This window comes from Lewinella sp. LCG006, from assembly GCF_040784935.1.
Classification (GTDB): domain Bacteria; phylum Bacteroidota; class Bacteroidia; order Chitinophagales; family Saprospiraceae; genus Lewinella.
This window is the reverse complement of the sequence record NZ_CP160680.1, coordinates 3981857-3999143: the sequence shown is the minus strand read 5'-3', so window position 1 is coordinate 3999143 and position 17287 is coordinate 3981857. Positions and strand designations below refer to the sequence as shown.

Below are 17287 nucleotides of genomic sequence, written 5' to 3'. Positions count from 1 at the left end.
CAGTCACTACGTTTAGGCGTAGTGACTGCACCTTCTCTCCACCCTTGCTTCTCCTTATTTAATCCAGCTATTCTTCAAGCACATAAATGCACCGATGAAACTATCGAGTGTATTGGTATCTGGCAAGTTTAGTTTTTTACTTAGCCGATGTCGACTGCGCCAAACACTATCCCGCGCGATGCCTAGGGTTTCGGAGATTTCCGACGTATCGAACCCCAACTTGATGAGTAAAAACAGCCGGGTTTCCGCAGAGGTCAAATTTGGAAAATCCCGTTGCAGTTTAGGAATAATACCTGGCAGCTGCTCGTCAAAACGCTTCTGAAATCTAACCCAATCAGCTGGCGTCAAAATTTTCATGCTCGTCAAATACTCATCGGGTTCCCTATTTCCATTTCTGCCTGACTGGGAATCTGTGTCGGTGATACGCAAGTGTAATTCTTCGATCATTTGGTTTTTAAGCGTCAGGATATCAATGGTTTTGTTAAGTTGGTCTTGCGTTTCTACCAAATCTTTTTGCGCCAGGAGTAATTCCTGGTTTTTTAGGCGTTCGTTGGCCTCCGCTATTTTTTTGGCCTGATCGAGCAGTTGCTTTTCTTGCTCCAAGACATTTCTCTCTTGTTCAAGTATTTGATGTTTGGCTCGTTGCCTCTGATAGCGAAACAGTAGGAAGCTCAGTAAAAGTAGCCCTAATAGGGAAACGATAAGGTTCCTTTGGCGAGTGATCTTGTGTGCTGATTCTAAGGTTTGAATTTGATAAGCTTTTTGAGCCAACTGGTAACGAGCATCTGCATCGGCGGTGGCCTTGATCCTGTCTGAGGTTATTTTGGCTTTGGTCAGTTGAGCGCTTTCTTTTTCTGCTAACCATGCCTTTTGATAACGTTGCTGTTTGCCGTAGACCTCTCCCAGCAGTTCATAAGCCTTTGCTAAGTTACCCGTATCAGGGGTAGCAAGCGATTCTTCTATGTAAACTTCTGCTGAATCTAATTTTCCTACACATAAATAGCATTCCCCCAGTGCCAGCCCATATTGGTAATAGCCAAAAAGGCTGCTCTGGTCCGGATTACGACGATAAGCATCCCTGAAAAAAGGTAAAGCCGTTTGACACTCTCCTTTCTTGAAATAAGCTCTGGCCAACCAATAGACAAATCTGGCGGGAGGAGGGGCCGATTCGTTTTCCGCTTTGAAGATACTGATAGCGGTATTGGCCCAAAAGATACTGGAATCAGGATTTTCTGTTAAATAATAGGCGCTAAAATTTGTTGCTACTTTTGCTTTGTAAACCCAGGAATTATCTAGTTTTGAAAGGTCAGCATCCCACATTTTCTTCAACCAGTTCAGTTCTTGTATATTATTGCCACTACGTTCGTAAGCTACCGCGATATCTTTGTATAAATAAGCCCGTCGATGTGAGAAGGTCGTGTCATGTACATTGAGTATATCCAGGACATCAAAGTAAGCTTGGAGGGCATCCGCATAATTATTCTGATACAAGTAACTCCGCGCTAGCAAGTAAGTTGCATCGCTGGCATCCAATGGGCGGTGAAGTCGAGTGTACCGATCATGAGCATCGGCCAGGCAAATCTGGGCAGTGTCGAATTGGGCGAGGTCCACAAAAAACTCTCCTCGTACCATTTGAGCGAAAGCGAATACGGTATCATGCGGATAGTTTTCTTCATAAAGATCCAGGAGCCGGAAATTCACCTCGGGGTTTGTTCTTGGTAAATGATACCAGATACTAAGGCAGCCCCAAGGTTGAAGTTCAGCAGGTACTTCGGCTTTTAGTCGGGCGATGCAAGAATCGGGATCGGACAGCGGATAGGTAGCGAGGTAGTCGCCATCGTGGGCAGCATTCTGGCGCTCAAAGAAAGTGCTGTCCGGTTCGGAGAGGTGATTTTTTTGACAACTGAAAGTACTGACTAAGCAGCAACACAACAGCGTGAGGTAATAAAAGAAATAGGGAGAACCGTTGCGTCTCATCATCCGTACATTTGGTTTAGTGTCGTTCGTTCGCCAAAAGTAAGCAATGTATCGGCCTTAATCCAGTGCTTGTCTGATTTGTCCGAGTTTGTCCGGTTATTGCTTATTGCGCGTTTTTGTGGAACCACATAAGAGGAGGCTTTTGAACCATGCAAAGGATTATGAGGGAGGTAAGATACAGGGTCAATGCACGATTTGTCGGACGGAGGAGGCCGAGGGATGGGCAGCTGCATTGCTCCGTAGCGTTAGGTTTGAAACCGGAGCACGGAGCAGATGGCACCGCCCCCCCCCAAAAGCGCGCTCATTGACCCTCAATGAACCTTTTTTGACAATCGTGGCACTTCACAGTGGTTGTATTTTGGAAATATTGTGGAGAATACAATACACACCACATTATGCAGAGCTTAAAGTTGTTTCGCCTTTACCACCAAAGTCTCTTTTCACTCCTGGTCGGAATGTTATTCTGTACCGGTTTTTTGAATCCTGCTTTTGCGGAAGAAATAGCTCCTCCCCCACTGGTAGGGCCATTTGGTTGCACGGGTTTTCAAGTAACTTACGAAACAGGTGTAGGGAATTTTGGCAACATTAACCTCATGGGTAATATTGACCAAGTGGGATCAGTAGGCGCGGGAACGAACGCTACGGGATACAATTCGCAGGATGGCTTTCTGTACGCTTTCAGAGGCAGTGACAGCAACCTGCTTCGCCTCCATGATGATGGTACGATAGATGACCTGGGCAACCTGGGGATACCGAATACAAGCAACCTGGTGACGGGTGGCTTTGACGAAAGTGGCAACTACTACGTAAAAACGGGTGCTGATGTAGATGTGTACATCGTAGATGTGAATACCCTGACTTTTGTGACGGTGACGCCCACGGGCCTGTTTTTTGCGAAAGATTGGGCCTACCACGCCGCGGATGGTAATTTTTATGGTGTCCATGGTACGGACTTGTACACGTACGACCCAGGGGCGAATTCCGTGAGTATACAACCATTGACCGGCATCCAAGCTGGCGAAAATTCCGTTTTTGGTGCTACCTTTTATGCCGCCGATGAGCATATTTATGTGATGGCCAATAACTCTGGTAACATTTACCGCGTAAATGTAAATACCCTGGAAGCTTCGTACGTGATTTCGATACCTGGCCTCACGGGTACGGACGGTGCTTCTTGTGCCAGTGCTTCCCCCCCGTTTCCGGTGGTGTGTGCCCATGAGGATGAGGTGTGTGTTCCTTTTGCAGGAGAAGCCGTGGTGGATATTTTGGACAATGATGATGCGATCAATACCAGTCTGGATTTCTTTTCTTTTAGCTTGCTGGATCCTCCTTCTTTTGGGACGGTCTCCTTTGATGATTTTACAGGGGAGTTGACTTATACGCCCAACGGAACGGCCCAAGCGGATCAATTGACTTATGAAATTTGTGGGACGAGTACCGATCCGGTGGTGTGTGATTATGCAGTGGTGAACCTGGTACCGGGTCCGCAAATTACCTTCCCGGCCTTTGGTCCTTATTGCGAGGGCAATCCGCCGAGTAGTCTGCCAAGTACCTCGCCGCAGGGGATTAGTGGAAGCTGGTCGCCAGGGAGTATTGATACCAGTACACCGGGTACGGAAACGTATACCTTCACGCCAGACCCCGACGAATGTGGATACGAAGTGAGCATTGACGTGACGGTAGATCCGCTGGAAGTGCCAACATTCACCCTAGACGATACCTACTGCGAGGGCGACGCGGCCCAAAGCCTGCCGGGCGTATCGGACAATGGAATAAGTGGAAGCTGGTCGCCAGCGGTCATTGACAATATAAATTCGGGATCTTATACTTTTACGCCAAACCCAGGGCAATGTGCCGATATCTTCGTGTTGGATGTGACTATTTTTCCGGGTGATCCCAGTAGTTTTTCCCTTACGGATAACTATTGTGAAGGAGAAACAACGGATGTGCTCCCCAGCTCAGATGACAATGGTGTAAGCGGTAGTTGGTCGCCATCCTTCATTGATAATCAAAACGATGGGTCCTATACTTTCACGCCAGACCCTGGACAATGTGCCAGCGAGTTTATCCTGGATGTGACCATCCAACCGGCTGATGCGAGCAGTTTCAACATCAACGACACCTACTGCCAGGGAGAAACAACAGATCTACTGCCCGACTTTGATGACAATGGAGTGGCGGGGACCTGGTTTCCCGCAATTATTGACAACCAGAATTCGGGGTCCTATACTTTTACCCCAAACGACGGACAATGCGCCAGCGAGTTTATCCTGGATGTGACCATCCAAGCAGCCAACGCGAGCAGCTTCAACATCAACGACACCTACTGCCAAGGAGAAACAACGGACCCACTCCCAGACTTTGATGACAATGGAGTGGCAGGAACTTGGTTTCCCGCAATTATCGACAACCAGAATTCAGGGTCGTACACTTTTACCCCAAACGACGGACAATGCGCCAGCGAGTTCATCCTGGATGTGACCATCCAACCGGCTGATGCGAGCAGTTTCAACATCAACGACACCTACTGCCAGGGAGAAACGACCGATCCTCTACCCGACTTTGATGACAATGGAGTGGCAGGGACCTGGTTTCCCGCAATTATTGACAACCAGAATTCGGGGTCCTATACTTTTACCCCAAACGACGGACAATGCGCCAGCGAGTTCATCCTGGACGTAACCATCCAACCAGCCAATGCGAGCAGTTTCAACATCAACGACACCTATTGCCAGGGAGAAACGACGGAGCCACTCCCAGACTTTGATGACAACGGCGTAGCAGGAACTTGGTTTCCCGCAATTATTGACAACCAGAATTCGGGGTCCTATACTTTTACCCCAAACGACGGACAATGCGCCAGCGAGTTTATCCTGGATGTAAGCATACAACCGGCCAACGCGAGCAGTTTCAACATCAACGACACCTACTGCCAGGGAGAAACAACAGATCTACTGCCCGACTTTGATGACAACGGCGTAGCAGGGACCTGGTTTCCAGCTATTATTGACAACCAGAATTCGGGGTCCTATACTTTCACGCCAGACCCTGGACAGTGTGCCAGCGAGTTCATCCTGGACGTGACCATCCAACCAGCCAACCAACCAACCTTCAACCTTACAACCCTCTATTGCCAGGGAGCAACCACCGACCCACTGCCCACTACCAGCGACAATGGCATCTCCGGTACCTGGAGCCCTGTAACGATTGACAATCAAAACTCGGGATCTTACGTCTTCACACCCGACGGCGGGCAGTGCGCCAGCGCATTCACCCTCGACGTAACCATACAACCAGCTAACCAACCAACTTTCAACCTTACAAACCTCTACTGCCAGGGAGCAACCACCGATCCGCTGCCCACTACCAGCGACAATGGCATCTCCGGTACCTGGAGCCCTGTAACGATTGACAATCAAAACTCGGGATCTTACGTCTTCACACCTGACGGCGGGCAGTGCGCCAGCGCATTCACCCTCGACGTAACCATACAACCAGCCAACACACCAACTTTCAACCTTACAAACCTCTACTGCCAGGGAGCAACCACAGATCTACTGCCCACTAGCAGCGACAATGGCATCTCCGGTACCTGGAGCCCCGCAACCATTGACAACCAAAACTCCGCAACCTATACCTTCACACCTGATGGCGGACAATGTGCCAGCGCATTCACCCTGGAAGTAACCATCCAACCAGCCAACCTACCAAGCTTCAACATTACAAACCTCTACTGCCAGGGAGAAAACACCGACCCACTGCCCACTAGCAGCGACAACGGCATCTCCGGTACCTGGAGCCCTGTAACGATTGACAACCAAAACTCCGCAACCTACACTTTCACGCCCGACAATGGGCAATGTGCCAGTATCTTCACCCTGGATGTCACCATAGCAAATACCCCCAGTGCTACGCCTACCAGCCTACGGGTATGTAGTGCTTCTGTAAATGGTCTTTTTAATTTACGAGATGCGGACAGTGCCGTCTCCGGAGGTGAGCCGGGCGTGATCAATTGGTACAGCGATAGCAATGCCAACACTCCAATTGCTGACCCTCAAAATTATTCCTCATTTGGAGGTGACGTTTTTGCACAGATTGCCATAGGCAGCTGCCTGTCGGAGATCGTGGCGGTAGCACTGATCGTCGATCTTGAGCCACAAGCGACGCTGGCGCTTACTAGCCCTCTTGCTTGTTTCGGGGATACCGACGCCAGTTTGGTGCTGGAAATAGTTGGTGAACCCTTGAATATTGACTGGTCAGAAGATAGTTTGGATGGCCAGCAGGAGGCCTTCAATTTAGGTAGTGGTACCTATAGTGTAACCGTTACGGATGAGAATACGTGTAGTACAACGACCAGTATCATCATTCCAACGCCAGAAATGCTGCTCCTGGATTGTTCCGCTACTACGAATCCTACTTCCGTAGGAGGAAACGATGGCCAGGCCAACCTGCTTTTCGAAGGAGGAACGGCCGGGTATACCATCAACTGGGCCGGTCCAGTGAACGGATCAACTACCTTGCCTACGGAGGGAAGTTTTCTCTTGGACAACCTTTCTGCGGGTGTTTATGCAATAACACTGACAGACAACAACGGCTGTATGGCGGTTTGTAGCTTTACACTCAACGATCCCAGTTGTGACCTTGCCCTCGAATTGGCAAACAATGATCCTACCTGTAGCGGCTCCTCCGACGGCACCATTCTGTTGACCATCAACAGCTCGCAAACCATCAGCTCCATTGATTGGAATGTCGATGCATGGGATGGCCAAACCTACTTAAGTGGTCTGCCAGCCGGCAACTATCAGGTGACGGTGACCGATGCGCTGGGCTGTACGGAAATGGCTAGTCTAGTCCTCAACAACCCAACAGCCTTGGTGTTGAACTGTCAAGTGGATCAACATCCAGACCAAGTGATGGCCAGCAATGGTAGTATCAATATTGTCATCGTAAGTGGACCCGGCGGGCCATATACCATCAGCTACGATAATGGTATGGGTAGCAATGGCAGTATTGCTGGAACAGTTGGTAATAATTTGATTACGAATTTGCCAGAAGGTGCCTTCCAAATTGTGGTGAGTAATGGTCAGTGTACCGCAAACTGCGCCGTGGTGCTGGTAGCGGGAAGTTGTACAATTATGATCGCCGCAGAGGTAAGGGACGAAACCTGCACAGGGTCACAAAACGGTAGTGTTACGCTTTTGCCCACAGGGCAGGCACCCCATCTTTATCAATGGGCTGATGGCAATGACCAAGCCACCCGTGATGGACTCCTCCCCGGCAATTATCCGGTAACGGTGACCGATGCCAACGGCTGCGTAGGGAATACGACCGTCACCGTTGCGCCCGGAGCTGCCCTTCCGACCTTGGTGGTGGGAGATTTCGCCGTGGATATTTGTCCGGAAAGTTGTGCGCTGATTCCGCTTGCCTTTAATGGTCAAGCTGATTTCACTTTGAATTACCGACTCGGCTTTGCCAATATGGCACAAGCACAACAAGACCTCTTCAATGGAGATACTGAGCTCGAGATTTGTCCTTCGGACACAGCTATCCCCCCAGGTAGTTTTACCATCATTCTGGACAGTCTGCAAGATGCCAATTGCACCAGTATCCTCAACGATACCTTAACCTTAAACTACCTTGCACCCGTAACGGAAATACTTACGGCCACCCTTTGTCCGGGTGACAGCCTGGTCATCAACGGTGTGGTATTCAATGCCGCCGCCCCGAGTGGTGAGGTGCTATTTGTGGGTGGCAGCAGCGCGGGGTGCGATTCGCTGGTGCAGGTCGCTTTGAATTATTATCCTCCCGCCCTTAGCAGTATCGACACTACTTTATGTGCCGGAGAAAGCCTTTTGGTGGGGAACGAAGTTTTTGATGCCATGCGCCCTAGTGGGACGGTTATCCTGCCGGGAGCGGCGGCCACCGGCTGTGATTCTACCATTACGGTTAGTGTGCAGTTTTTCCCTGCCTTGACCGCCACGCTTAGTGGTGATGCCGTTTTGTGTGCTAGCGAAAGCACCAGTCTGCAAATCACTACCAACGGTAATTTTGCGTTCGATTACATCGTCTCTGAAAATGGCAGCCCGAGCCTAGCAGGAAGTGCAATGGGTACTTCTGCGAACGTCTTGGTTTCCCCAACAATTACCAGCAGCTACCAACTGGAAAGTATAAACAGCAATGGAGCTTGTCCAGTAGAAATCATTCCCAGCTCCGTGACCGTAACCGTAAGCAACCCAGCAGTTTCGTTGGGTATTAACAGTGAATTCAATGGTTTCGCTGTCAGCTGCTCGAATGCGACAGACGGAAGCATCAGTGCCGTGGTTACCGATGGTACCGCCCCTTTCAGCTACAGCTGGAGCAATGGTGGCAATGGACCTGAGCTGGAAAACCTGGGGGTCGGTAATTACACCCTCAGTCTGACGGATGCCGCTGGATGTATGATCCAGCAGAGCATTGCACTGACGGCACCCGAGCCTATATTTGCAGAGATCACCAGTATTCCCGGCGCTTGCAATGACGAGAACAGTGGCCAACTCCAGATTGACCTCATCAGTGGAGGTGCAGCTCCTTACGAATACAGTTTAGACGGAGAGTTTTTCTCTTCCCTCAATACGACTCCCTTGGCAATTGACGGATTGGCGGCGGGCAATTACACGCTTTATTTGCAAGATGCCAATGATTGCCTTACGGAACAGACTACCGTTTTACCAGCTTCCACAACGCTGGTACTAGACTTGGGGGATGACCAGGAACTCCTACTAGGCGACAGCTTCCTCCTTGATCCTTTCACGAATTTTGTGCCGGCCAGCTGGGATTGGAGTACCACCATGTACCTCAGTTCACCCGACTCCTTTGTGACTTATACCCAACCCTCCGAAAGCATTCGTTACTTTCTAACGATGACGGATAGCAACGGCTGTAGTGTACAAGATGAGATTTTCCTGCGCGTCAGGAGAGACATTGATGTTTTTGTACCCAATGTCTTTTCGCCAAACAACGATGGTAGCAATGACTTGCTGCGCATTTTTGCGGGCAGTGCGATCAACAGTATCCGGCAATTTCAAATTTTTGACCGTTGGGGCAACCAACTTTATGTGGATGGGCCTTTTTCACCAAACGACCCACAGTACGGTTGGAATGGTAAATTCCGTGGCGAGGAGATGAACCCCGGCGTTTACGTCTATTTCGCGACCGTGGAACTTGTGGATGGCAGTTTGGTGCAAATAGAGGGAGATGTGGTGTTGTTGCGGTAAATTTATCCTTATCCTCAAAACCACTTCTTCCGCTGGAAATACCAAAGCATTCCAAGTACCATGACCCCCATAATGCTGAGCAGGTAGAAATAACCGTTGTGCCAAGTCAGCTCTGGGATGTACTCAAAATTCATCCCGTAGAGGCCCGTAAAAAAGCCCAAGGGAATGAAGATGGTAGAAATAATGGTGAGGACTTGCATGACATTGTTCATCTTGAAGCTCAACTCCGAGAGGTACAAGTCATGCAAACTGTTGAGCATATCGCGGTAGGTCTCTACGAGGTCGGTGACCTGAACAACGTGGTCGCGCAGGTCGCGTAAGTAAACCAGGGTATCTTCCGTCACCAGGTTATTGGACAATCGGTCGAAGCCTCCAACGACTTCACGGAGAGGGGCAATAGAGCGTCGTGCCAGTAACATTTCCTGTTTAAGATCATGAATTTGGCCCTTCAACTCACGATCAGCATCCTGAAGAATGGCGGCTTCAATTTGCTCAATGGCGATTTCCACTTCGTCAATCACCAGATAGTAGCGGTCGGTCACCACATCCATCAAAGCATAGGCCAAATAGTCGGCACCTTTCTTTCGTACCCTTCCTTTTTCTTCGCGGATACGTTGGCGAATGTCTGCGAATAAATCGGTCTCCGACTCCTGAAAGCTGATCAAGAAAGCGTCGCCCAAGTAGATCGCCACTTGTTCGTAGCTCATTTTCCGGTTCTCCTGATCAAAATGCAGCGCCCGGAGAGAAATCAGCATGCCCGCAGGAAATTCGTCCAATTTTGGCCGCTGGGTGGTATCGGCAATGTCTTCGAGAGCAAGTGGGTGGATATTGAAAACCTTACCAAACTCTTCGATCAGCACGGTATCATGCATTCCTCTGACGTCGTACCATTGGATATATTCAGGAACGGGCGCATGAAAGGTGATAATGGAACGATTATCTACCTCTTGCTCTTTGAAGGTCGTTTCATTGAACTCCAGGTAGTGAATTTTCACTTGTTCCACTTTCCGCTCTCCGGTAAAGACAATGGCGCCGGGGTGTTGCCCCAGTTTTTTGCGTTTGTTTTCGCGGCGGGCCTGCTTATTTTGCTTGCTAGGTTTCACTACGACTTGATTTTCTGTACCACCGTTCGGTGGGGATAAGGAATTTCAATGCCTTCCCGATCGAAACGCTTTTTGATACTTTCGTAAAGATCACAACCCAGGACAAAGGAATCCGCTTGGCCTTCCGTCCAGGCCCAAGCCCGCAGCAGTATTCCTGAATCTTGCAAAGCCAACACCCTGACCATCACTTGGGGTTCGCCCGCTTGGATTTGTTCTTCACTGCGGTTATCAATTAAAAGTGGGTGAGCCATGGTTTCCTCCCTCATGATCTGCTTGGCCAGGTCGATATTACTTTCGTAGCTGATACTTACCTCTATCCACTTACAGATTTTCTCGTCGCCAAAATCAGCATTCACCAAGATTTCATCACTGATCAAGGCATTAGGGATGATAATTCGACGATTTTCGAAATTTCTGATAACCGTATGCCGCAGGGTAATGTCTTCAATTACCCCGCCCATATCCCTAACGGTGATGCGATCGTTTACCCGAAAGGGTTTAAAAATAACTATAAATAACCCACTGATCACATTGCTCAGTGCGTGCTGTGAGGCGAAACCCACCGCCACAGCCAATATACCCGCCCCTGCTAGCATGGAGCTGGCCAGGCCACGTAGTTCTGGTACCGTATAAATAGCAACACCAATACCTACCATGTAAATAAGCCCGACAATGAGGTGCCTAAGAAAGAGATAATTGGTCGGGTCATTCTTCATCTCATCGGTCGAGCGCTTGATGAGACTACGAAAGAAACGGGCGACCAAAGCCGCTAGAATAATTGTTCCAATAATAATTCCTAATGACAAACCATAATAACTGGCATGCTCCAACACTTGTTCTTCCATTGCTTTAATTCATTTAGGTCAAAGCTACGAAAATCATCCTCTTATTCTTTTATCCATTTTCTTGATAAAACCCTCTCTCCAGAAATAAAATGCAAATAATAGCAGCCAGCCGGCCAGCTTTCTGTTGTCATTTCAACTTGTTGGCTCAATTGAACATCTTTCCATACTCGCCCGTAGACATCATGAATTTGTAGGCGATAAGTGACATCAGAAAAATTCTCCATACTCACCACTAACCTATCTTTTCCAGGGTTAGGGAAAACCGTAAATACGGGGTTGGAGTTCCCCTTTAAACGAGCAGAAACAATCGGCGAATAGGAAAAATCACCACTATAATCTTCCTGGTAAAGTCGGTAAAAGTATTCGCGTCCTGGCTCTACTTCCTGGTCTAGGTATTGGTAATTTCCACTAAACTGGGCAGGTATCCATGACAATCGATGCCAAGCTTCTCCCGCGGGAGATAGACGTTCCAACCAGAACCCCCGATTCGAGCCATTCTCCTCGGTTTTCCAGTCGACGCTGATCTGATCTTCGCGAGCGGTAGCCGTCACCATTAACCATACAACCGGTAAGGCTCCCGGGGTATAATAGATCGTACCGACCTCTCCCACATCGTCGCAGCTTCCATAGCCTTGAGCGGAAGTCACACAGGCTTCATTGAGGAGTGATTTTATATCCAAAAGGAAGAAATCATCAAGGTACCAACCTTCGCAAGCACTAGCAGGGCCATTGCACTCTCCGGTATCCGTAGATTCGTCGGCAGCATAGCGAAATCGCAGGGTTTGAGCGCCCGAATACGACGAAAGGTCGACCACTGTTCGGCGCCAGCCCCCGCTATAATCGGTATAACCTGAACGCCCGCTAAGGGTAGAAAAGGGTATGGGTATACCAATGGGCGTGGGGAGCGCATCGTACATGAAGCCCGTGTACGGAAACTCACGGATTTTACCGCCCAAGTCATTCCAGGAGCTACCATCCATGATTTCTATCACTCCTCCATCAATACCACTTTCGAGATCAAACCATTGCCAGAAAACCAATTGGTTGGCTGCCCCCGTCAAGTTAACATTTAGTAATAGAGAGCTTTCTGTCAACAATGGCAGTGAAGGGTGAAACCAGGCTAGCGTGGAACCACTCCCTGGGTTCGTCTGTCCACTGTCCATGATCCATTGACCGACAGGAACAAAGGCTGTAGAGGGTCCTTCTATAGGATCATTGAAGGTAGCGGTAGTTCCTTCCATTGCAGTAATGGTGCCACTGAAGCTACGAGTGATGGTACTCCCAGCAGCCAGACTCACTGCTGGCCAGGTAATACTATTGCCGACCCGCAAGCCTCCATTAGAGATTTGACCATTGGTGACGGTGAGATTCGGAGAGAAATCGTCGGTTATCTGTACCTGGCTTAGGCTCTGAGTGGTATTGTTCGTCACGGTGAGCGTATAGGTAACCGTTTCGCCAATTTCAGCCTCCGCTTTGTCCACTGTTTTTTCTATTTTCAGGGTAAGGCCATCAAAAGAAGCGATTCCTCCGGCCTGGGCATCAACGCCTAAGCCTCGGCGGGCAAAGACCTCCCAAAGTAATTCCTCATCCGCCGAGCCATAGAGGGCGGTATTAGCAGCCATAACAGCGTCACGCATATCAGGAAAACTAGGATTGCAAGCCGTCATCTTCAGACCTTCAATGACGATTTTTAACGCTCTGATGTTTCCAGCCGTACTATTGGTAAGTCGCCAATTGGGTTCAAAGCCATACTTATTGATCAAGGCCCAAGCCATGTCCCAAAGCATGGTACACCACAAAGTGCCCACTCCGTGAGGTGCCTGCAACTGGTCCAACTGATCGTAGGTGAGGTCATTGCAGGTGGAGGAAGGGCAGTCCATATTGGTAGAATAGAAACGCGAACGAATACCTCTACCGCCACTACCCTGTTTGATGACGTAATTACCGATAGAACGAATGCCTTCCCCTAAGGCAGTTTCTTCGACAATTCCATCATCGTCTTCATCAATCGTGAGCAAGAGTGCAACAAAATCACTCCACCCCTCTCCTCCTTGCTCAAAATTGCCCAAGCAAGATACGTTTCCAGCACCACCAACGAGACGGAAAGACAATCCGTGCGCGTATTCGTGGGCGATGATCACATTGTCAAAGTCAGCATCTCTAAAATCACCATTGAGTTCGGTATCCCACAAAAACATACGCATGGTAGGGCTGCTGCCATCGGCTGGAGTACTGAAGGTGGCGTTGTTGATACCGGAACCATCCTGGGCACGCGCCAAAACGGGGTCACCACCTCCTCCTCCGGTAAAGTTGATTGCCTGAAAGTTACCTGCTGCTTCATTGAAGCCATGTTGATACAGAATATCGTGGCATAAATTGTTCCAGACAAAAAGATTGGTGATCGCATCCTCTAGGTAAGATTGTGGATTGCTGGACGATAAATCTGAGGTATAATTAAAATTGAGGGTATTGCCTGCCGGGAAAGGCACATTGCCTGCTAAATAAGCTCCGGAAATTGGTTCCCGCGTGATCGCCAGCGGTGGTGGATTAGCAATTGTTCCCGCTGGAGCATAAAAGGCATAAACATGATTGCCTTGGGTGTAGGGGTATTCTGTCGTAGTGCCATCTCCATCTGCGTCGTGCCAGCCGTGAGGAGCAGCAACCGGGTCGATCAGATCCCCAGCACTCACCAAAGTTCGATTACCGTAAACAGGAGACGGGGTACCCGGGGTAAAATAGTTGTATTGCCCCAAAAAAACACCGGTAAGACTGGATGACTCTTTTTGATTAAATTTAAAATTATTCGCTACTTTATGCGACGAATTATCACTACATTTTGCCTCACCAAAATCGCAACTCACCGTAAGTTTTCTTCGCTTTAAAACCGCTCTTTTTTCAGCATGGTAAATGATTTGCCACAACTCCCCTTCTTGTTCAAAAATCACCTCAACGGCCAGTTGCAAACCGTCATCAACCCACCAGCCAAGGCGAGGTTCCTGGTGAATTATCCTTGACGCTACCGATGTTTCGTCAGCGGAAAAACCCTCTGCTAAAAGCACCACTTCTAGCGAATTAACAAACTGATTGTCAATACTTAAACTTTTAAAAACATCAACATCTTCCGCCGAAAATCGCTTTAATTCATCATTATAGAATACGACCTCCCCTAACTCATCAAAGTGTAAATCAGCCCAGCTTTCAAAGACGGGCAGGTCATGGAGATAAGTCTGTAAATAAACATGTAATAAGCCAGAAGAAGTACTTCGATGCTCATTTCCAATTCGAAACACCTGCCCTTCAAAGGGAGTAATATTCAATTTTGAATAAACAATATTTTCTACTTCTTGCATCCATTTATCACCAGATAAAGACTGCGCATTCCCTAAAACACAAAAACATAGTAGCGAACTTATCGCTACTATGTTTTTGAAGTAATAGGTCTGAAAATTTTTAATTGACGACCACTTCATGTTGCCACTGGTTATCTTTAGAAAAAACGGTTAAGTAGTATATACCGGCAGGTAAATCTCCCAGTTCCAACTGTATCTGCTGAGGTGCATTACTCACTTGGCGACGAATGAGCTGGCGACCATTTTGATCGTACAAGCATAAGATGCGCGGCACATCAACTTGCAGTTCAGGTAACCTGACCTGAAGATAATCGGTGGTTGGATTGGGCCAAGCCACTGCTTCTATAGCATCCTCAGATAGATTATTCGCGCCTGATGTACTTGATTGCAAACCGAGTAAATTTGACACAAAAAACTGATTATCATTTATTTGCCCAAGCGAAGACGTTTGGGTACTTACCCAAAAAAAGGTAGGATAAAGGTTGCCGATTCCTATCAATTGCATAGCACTATTGGCATCAGTGACCGCACCAATGTATTCCGGGATGACGCCAGCTGCGGCTCCATCAAGTGCACCATTTAGTAGCTCATCACCACTTAATGGCCCGTAGGCGACAAACTGTACGACCGCTCCAGTGGGATCAACTAAGGCCAGACCACCCGTATCTCCCCCTTGTTCAATATCATACCAAATGGTACCATAACCATTTTGCTGACTAGGAATTATTTGGTTGGATAAATCATCTACTTTTTGTTGCCAGCCAGCAGCATCATACTGCACAGCTGACCATCCATCTAACTGACTACCAGCTTCACCGACAATTTCAAATCCTTTTTCGGTTGGATTGCTTGCAGCATAGCTTATTTCATTAATAAAATAGGACGCTGATTGTGCGTTCAAAAACAAGGAAGAAACCAGCAAGGCTGGCAATAGCAAATACTTCATCATGGTGTGGTACATTTCTTGTGGTCAAATGCATCTAAATCACTGTAATACTGATCTTTAAATACATATACAAGATACAATTTACCACCCAAAAAAGCAACCCTTAGGCTTCTAAAATATTAAAAAAAAGTGAAATTTCTTTCAATTGCTTTGTTACACTTTTAAGGCCTGATTTTTCTTCCGTTTCTTTTAATATTTTATGGAATTTTTTAGCGTATTGATCCCTTCCGTTTTCGATATATTTTGCCGCGTAATAGAATCCTTGGATCGTCAGGTCATTCTCTTCATTAAGGACTTTGTTTTTTGCAGTTTTCTTGTATCTGCGAAACGTTTTTTCGACTTGAGCAAAATCCTGTAGCGCAAAATTCCCCATGATGAGGGTGGTATAAATAGCATCCAATTTCATCTTGAAAGAAATCTGCTGGTAAAAAAGCAAAAGAGATTCAATGGTCTGGACACTTTGCTTCACGGAGTCCTTATTTCCCAACAATAACAAGCCAGCATAAACAGAACTAAGCCCAACGTAACGCTGGATAAATTTTTCTTGCAGAATTGGTTTTTCCAAAATAGCAGCACACCTTGTTCGCAAGTATTCAATCTGTTGTTTTATTTCTTCAGGTAATGCTTGCTCATAATTAGCTTTATAACTTCCGTAATAATTGCTGACCAAATGACTGCTCTGAATAAAGATGGAATTCAGTTCTGGTAAATTGACAAAACTGTTCCAAAACAATTCCGTTTTTCCATCTTCTGTTATTTTCTGTGCTTCTAGCAAAATATTTGCCACATTGGGTTGCCGGATCAGGTAATGCATTTTCAGAAAATGCACCTTGGGCATGAGGTTGTACAAATAGGGTTTAATGACATGTTCATTTCGCTGCACACTTTCCTCAATATTTATGAGCGTAGCAAAATTTTCTTCAGTAAAAAAACCAGGATCTCTTTGGAGATAAAGCAGGTAAGCAACATTCAAGCGCGCCAGTATTTGTACAGAATAATTAGCTGAGGTACTCAAATCTTTAAGCCGACGGAGTTGTATTTCGTGATCCTCAAGAGACACCGCCTTGCCATCGGCAGATAAACGACTAGCTATCAATACCTTAATCTCATTCAACTGCTGCTCAACCGTAATAAATTCACCGATTTTCTCATAAAGCCGAATGGTTTCCGACAAGGCCCCTTCGTAAGTAGCAGTCTGTGCCTGGATTTGTAGTACCGTGATCAATGTTGAAAAATCCTCGACCTTTTCACAAACATCTCGCAAGATGTCCCCCAATACTATTGCTTCTTCCAACTGCCCCGTATTGATCAGCTCTTGGATTTTTACAATATTGGAAGACAGATAATTGGGATAGTTTTTCGCTAAAAAAGAAGTTTGCCGAAAAGTGTGATGAGCCAGCTGAAAAAGCTTTTTCATGTCTTTTTCATCCACTGGTTTTTCTCCATAAACCAGGCGATACAATTCTGGTGAATCTTGTTCTTTTCGAAAATCTCGGTCAATGACATCTACCAACGCCAAAGGATAGTAAGACCTAACACTTACTTCCTTTAGATATTGCCGGAATTTTTGGAGATGAAAATCATCGAGTAATTTTATCGTCTTTTCAATAACTAGCATACCACGCTTGTTTTTTGGTGCATGGTCTTTGGGTGTTTATAGTCCTCCAAGGCAGGATTTGCGAATTCTGACTTGGAGGACTATAGAGCATATTTCGGGAATATATTGTACGGTGCTCCTAACCGAAAAGTACTGTTTTATTGAAATAAAAAAAAGCGCCAGCGAAAAACCGCTGACGCTCACTTCAAGAAACGT

Annotated in this window: 7 protein-coding genes; 1 reads left to right on the top strand and 6 read right to left on the bottom strand. The window is 47.3% G+C overall.

Translation table 11 applies throughout. The annotated features are described in order from the left end of the window. Window positions 1-54: 54 nt before the first annotated feature. Window positions 55-1980, bottom strand: a complete 1926-nt coding sequence (locus tag AB0L18_RS14415) for a hypothetical protein (protein ID WP_367388004.1) — start codon at window positions 1978-1980, stop codon at window positions 55-57. A 392-nt stretch (window positions 1981-2372) separates the two neighbouring features. Between AB0L18_RS14415 and AB0L18_RS14410 the strand changes: the two genes are divergently transcribed. After that, window positions 2373-9230 (top strand): gliding motility-associated C-terminal domain-containing protein, encoded by a 6858-nt coding sequence (locus AB0L18_RS14410; RefSeq protein WP_367388003.1) that lies wholly within the window; start codon window positions 2373-2375, stop codon window positions 9228-9230. Between the two features lie 14 nt (window positions 9231-9244). Here the strand turns inward: AB0L18_RS14410 and corA are convergent, their stop codons facing one another. From corA to AB0L18_RS14385, 5 genes are all read right to left on the bottom strand, one after another. Further along, the gene (gene corA, locus AB0L18_RS14405; protein ID WP_367388002.1) at window positions 9245-10333 is read right to left on the bottom strand and encodes a magnesium/cobalt transporter CorA; all 1089 of its coding nucleotides are present in this window, start codon (window positions 10331-10333) and stop codon (window positions 9245-9247) included. Beyond that, window positions 10333-11178: a mechanosensitive ion channel family protein gene (locus AB0L18_RS14400; protein ID WP_367388001.1), complete on the bottom strand. Its 846-nt coding sequence runs from the start codon at window positions 11176-11178 to the stop codon at window positions 10333-10335. The genes corA and AB0L18_RS14400 overlap by 1 nt, the downstream gene beginning before the upstream one ends. A gap of 41 nt (window positions 11179-11219) precedes the next feature. Further along, the gene (locus tag AB0L18_RS14395) at window positions 11220-14648 is read right to left on the bottom strand and encodes a M36 family metallopeptidase (protein ID WP_367388000.1); all 3429 of its coding nucleotides are present in this window, start codon (window positions 14646-14648) and stop codon (window positions 11220-11222) included. Next, window positions 14629-15477, bottom strand: a complete 849-nt coding sequence (locus AB0L18_RS14390) for a T9SS type A sorting domain-containing protein (protein WP_367387999.1) — start codon at window positions 15475-15477, stop codon at window positions 14629-14631. The genes AB0L18_RS14395 and AB0L18_RS14390 overlap by 20 nt, the downstream gene beginning before the upstream one ends. Window positions 15478-15577: 100 nt before the next feature. Beyond that, window positions 15578-17092 carry a hypothetical protein gene (locus tag AB0L18_RS14385; protein WP_367387998.1) on the bottom strand — a complete coding sequence of 505 codons (1515 nt, stop codon included), beginning with the start codon at window positions 17090-17092 and terminating at the stop codon, window positions 15578-15580. Between the last annotated feature and the right edge of the window lie 195 nt (window positions 17093-17287).

Excerpts from the sequence above, each read along its gene's own strand:
- AB0L18_RS14385 (WP_367387998.1), bottom strand. The coding sequence starts at position 17,092 with ATGCTAGTTATTGAAAAGACGATAAAATTACTCGATGATTTTCATCTC.
- AB0L18_RS14395 (WP_367388000.1), bottom strand. The coding sequence starts at position 14,648 with ATGAAGTGGTCGTCAATTAAAAATTTTCAGACCTATTACTTCAAAAAC.
- AB0L18_RS14400 (WP_367388001.1), bottom strand. The coding sequence starts at position 11,178 with ATGGAAGAACAAGTGTTGGAGCATGCCAGTTATTATGGTTTGTCATTA.
- AB0L18_RS14415 (WP_367388004.1), bottom strand. The coding sequence starts at position 1,980 with ATGATGAGACGCAACGGTTCTCCCTATTTCTTTTATTACCTCACGCTG.
- AB0L18_RS14410 (WP_367388003.1), top strand. The coding sequence starts at position 2,373 with ATGCAGAGCTTAAAGTTGTTTCGCCTTTACCACCAAAGTCTCTTTTCA.
- AB0L18_RS14390 (WP_367387999.1), bottom strand. The coding sequence starts at position 15,477 with ATGATGAAGTATTTGCTATTGCCAGCCTTGCTGGTTTCTTCCTTGTTT.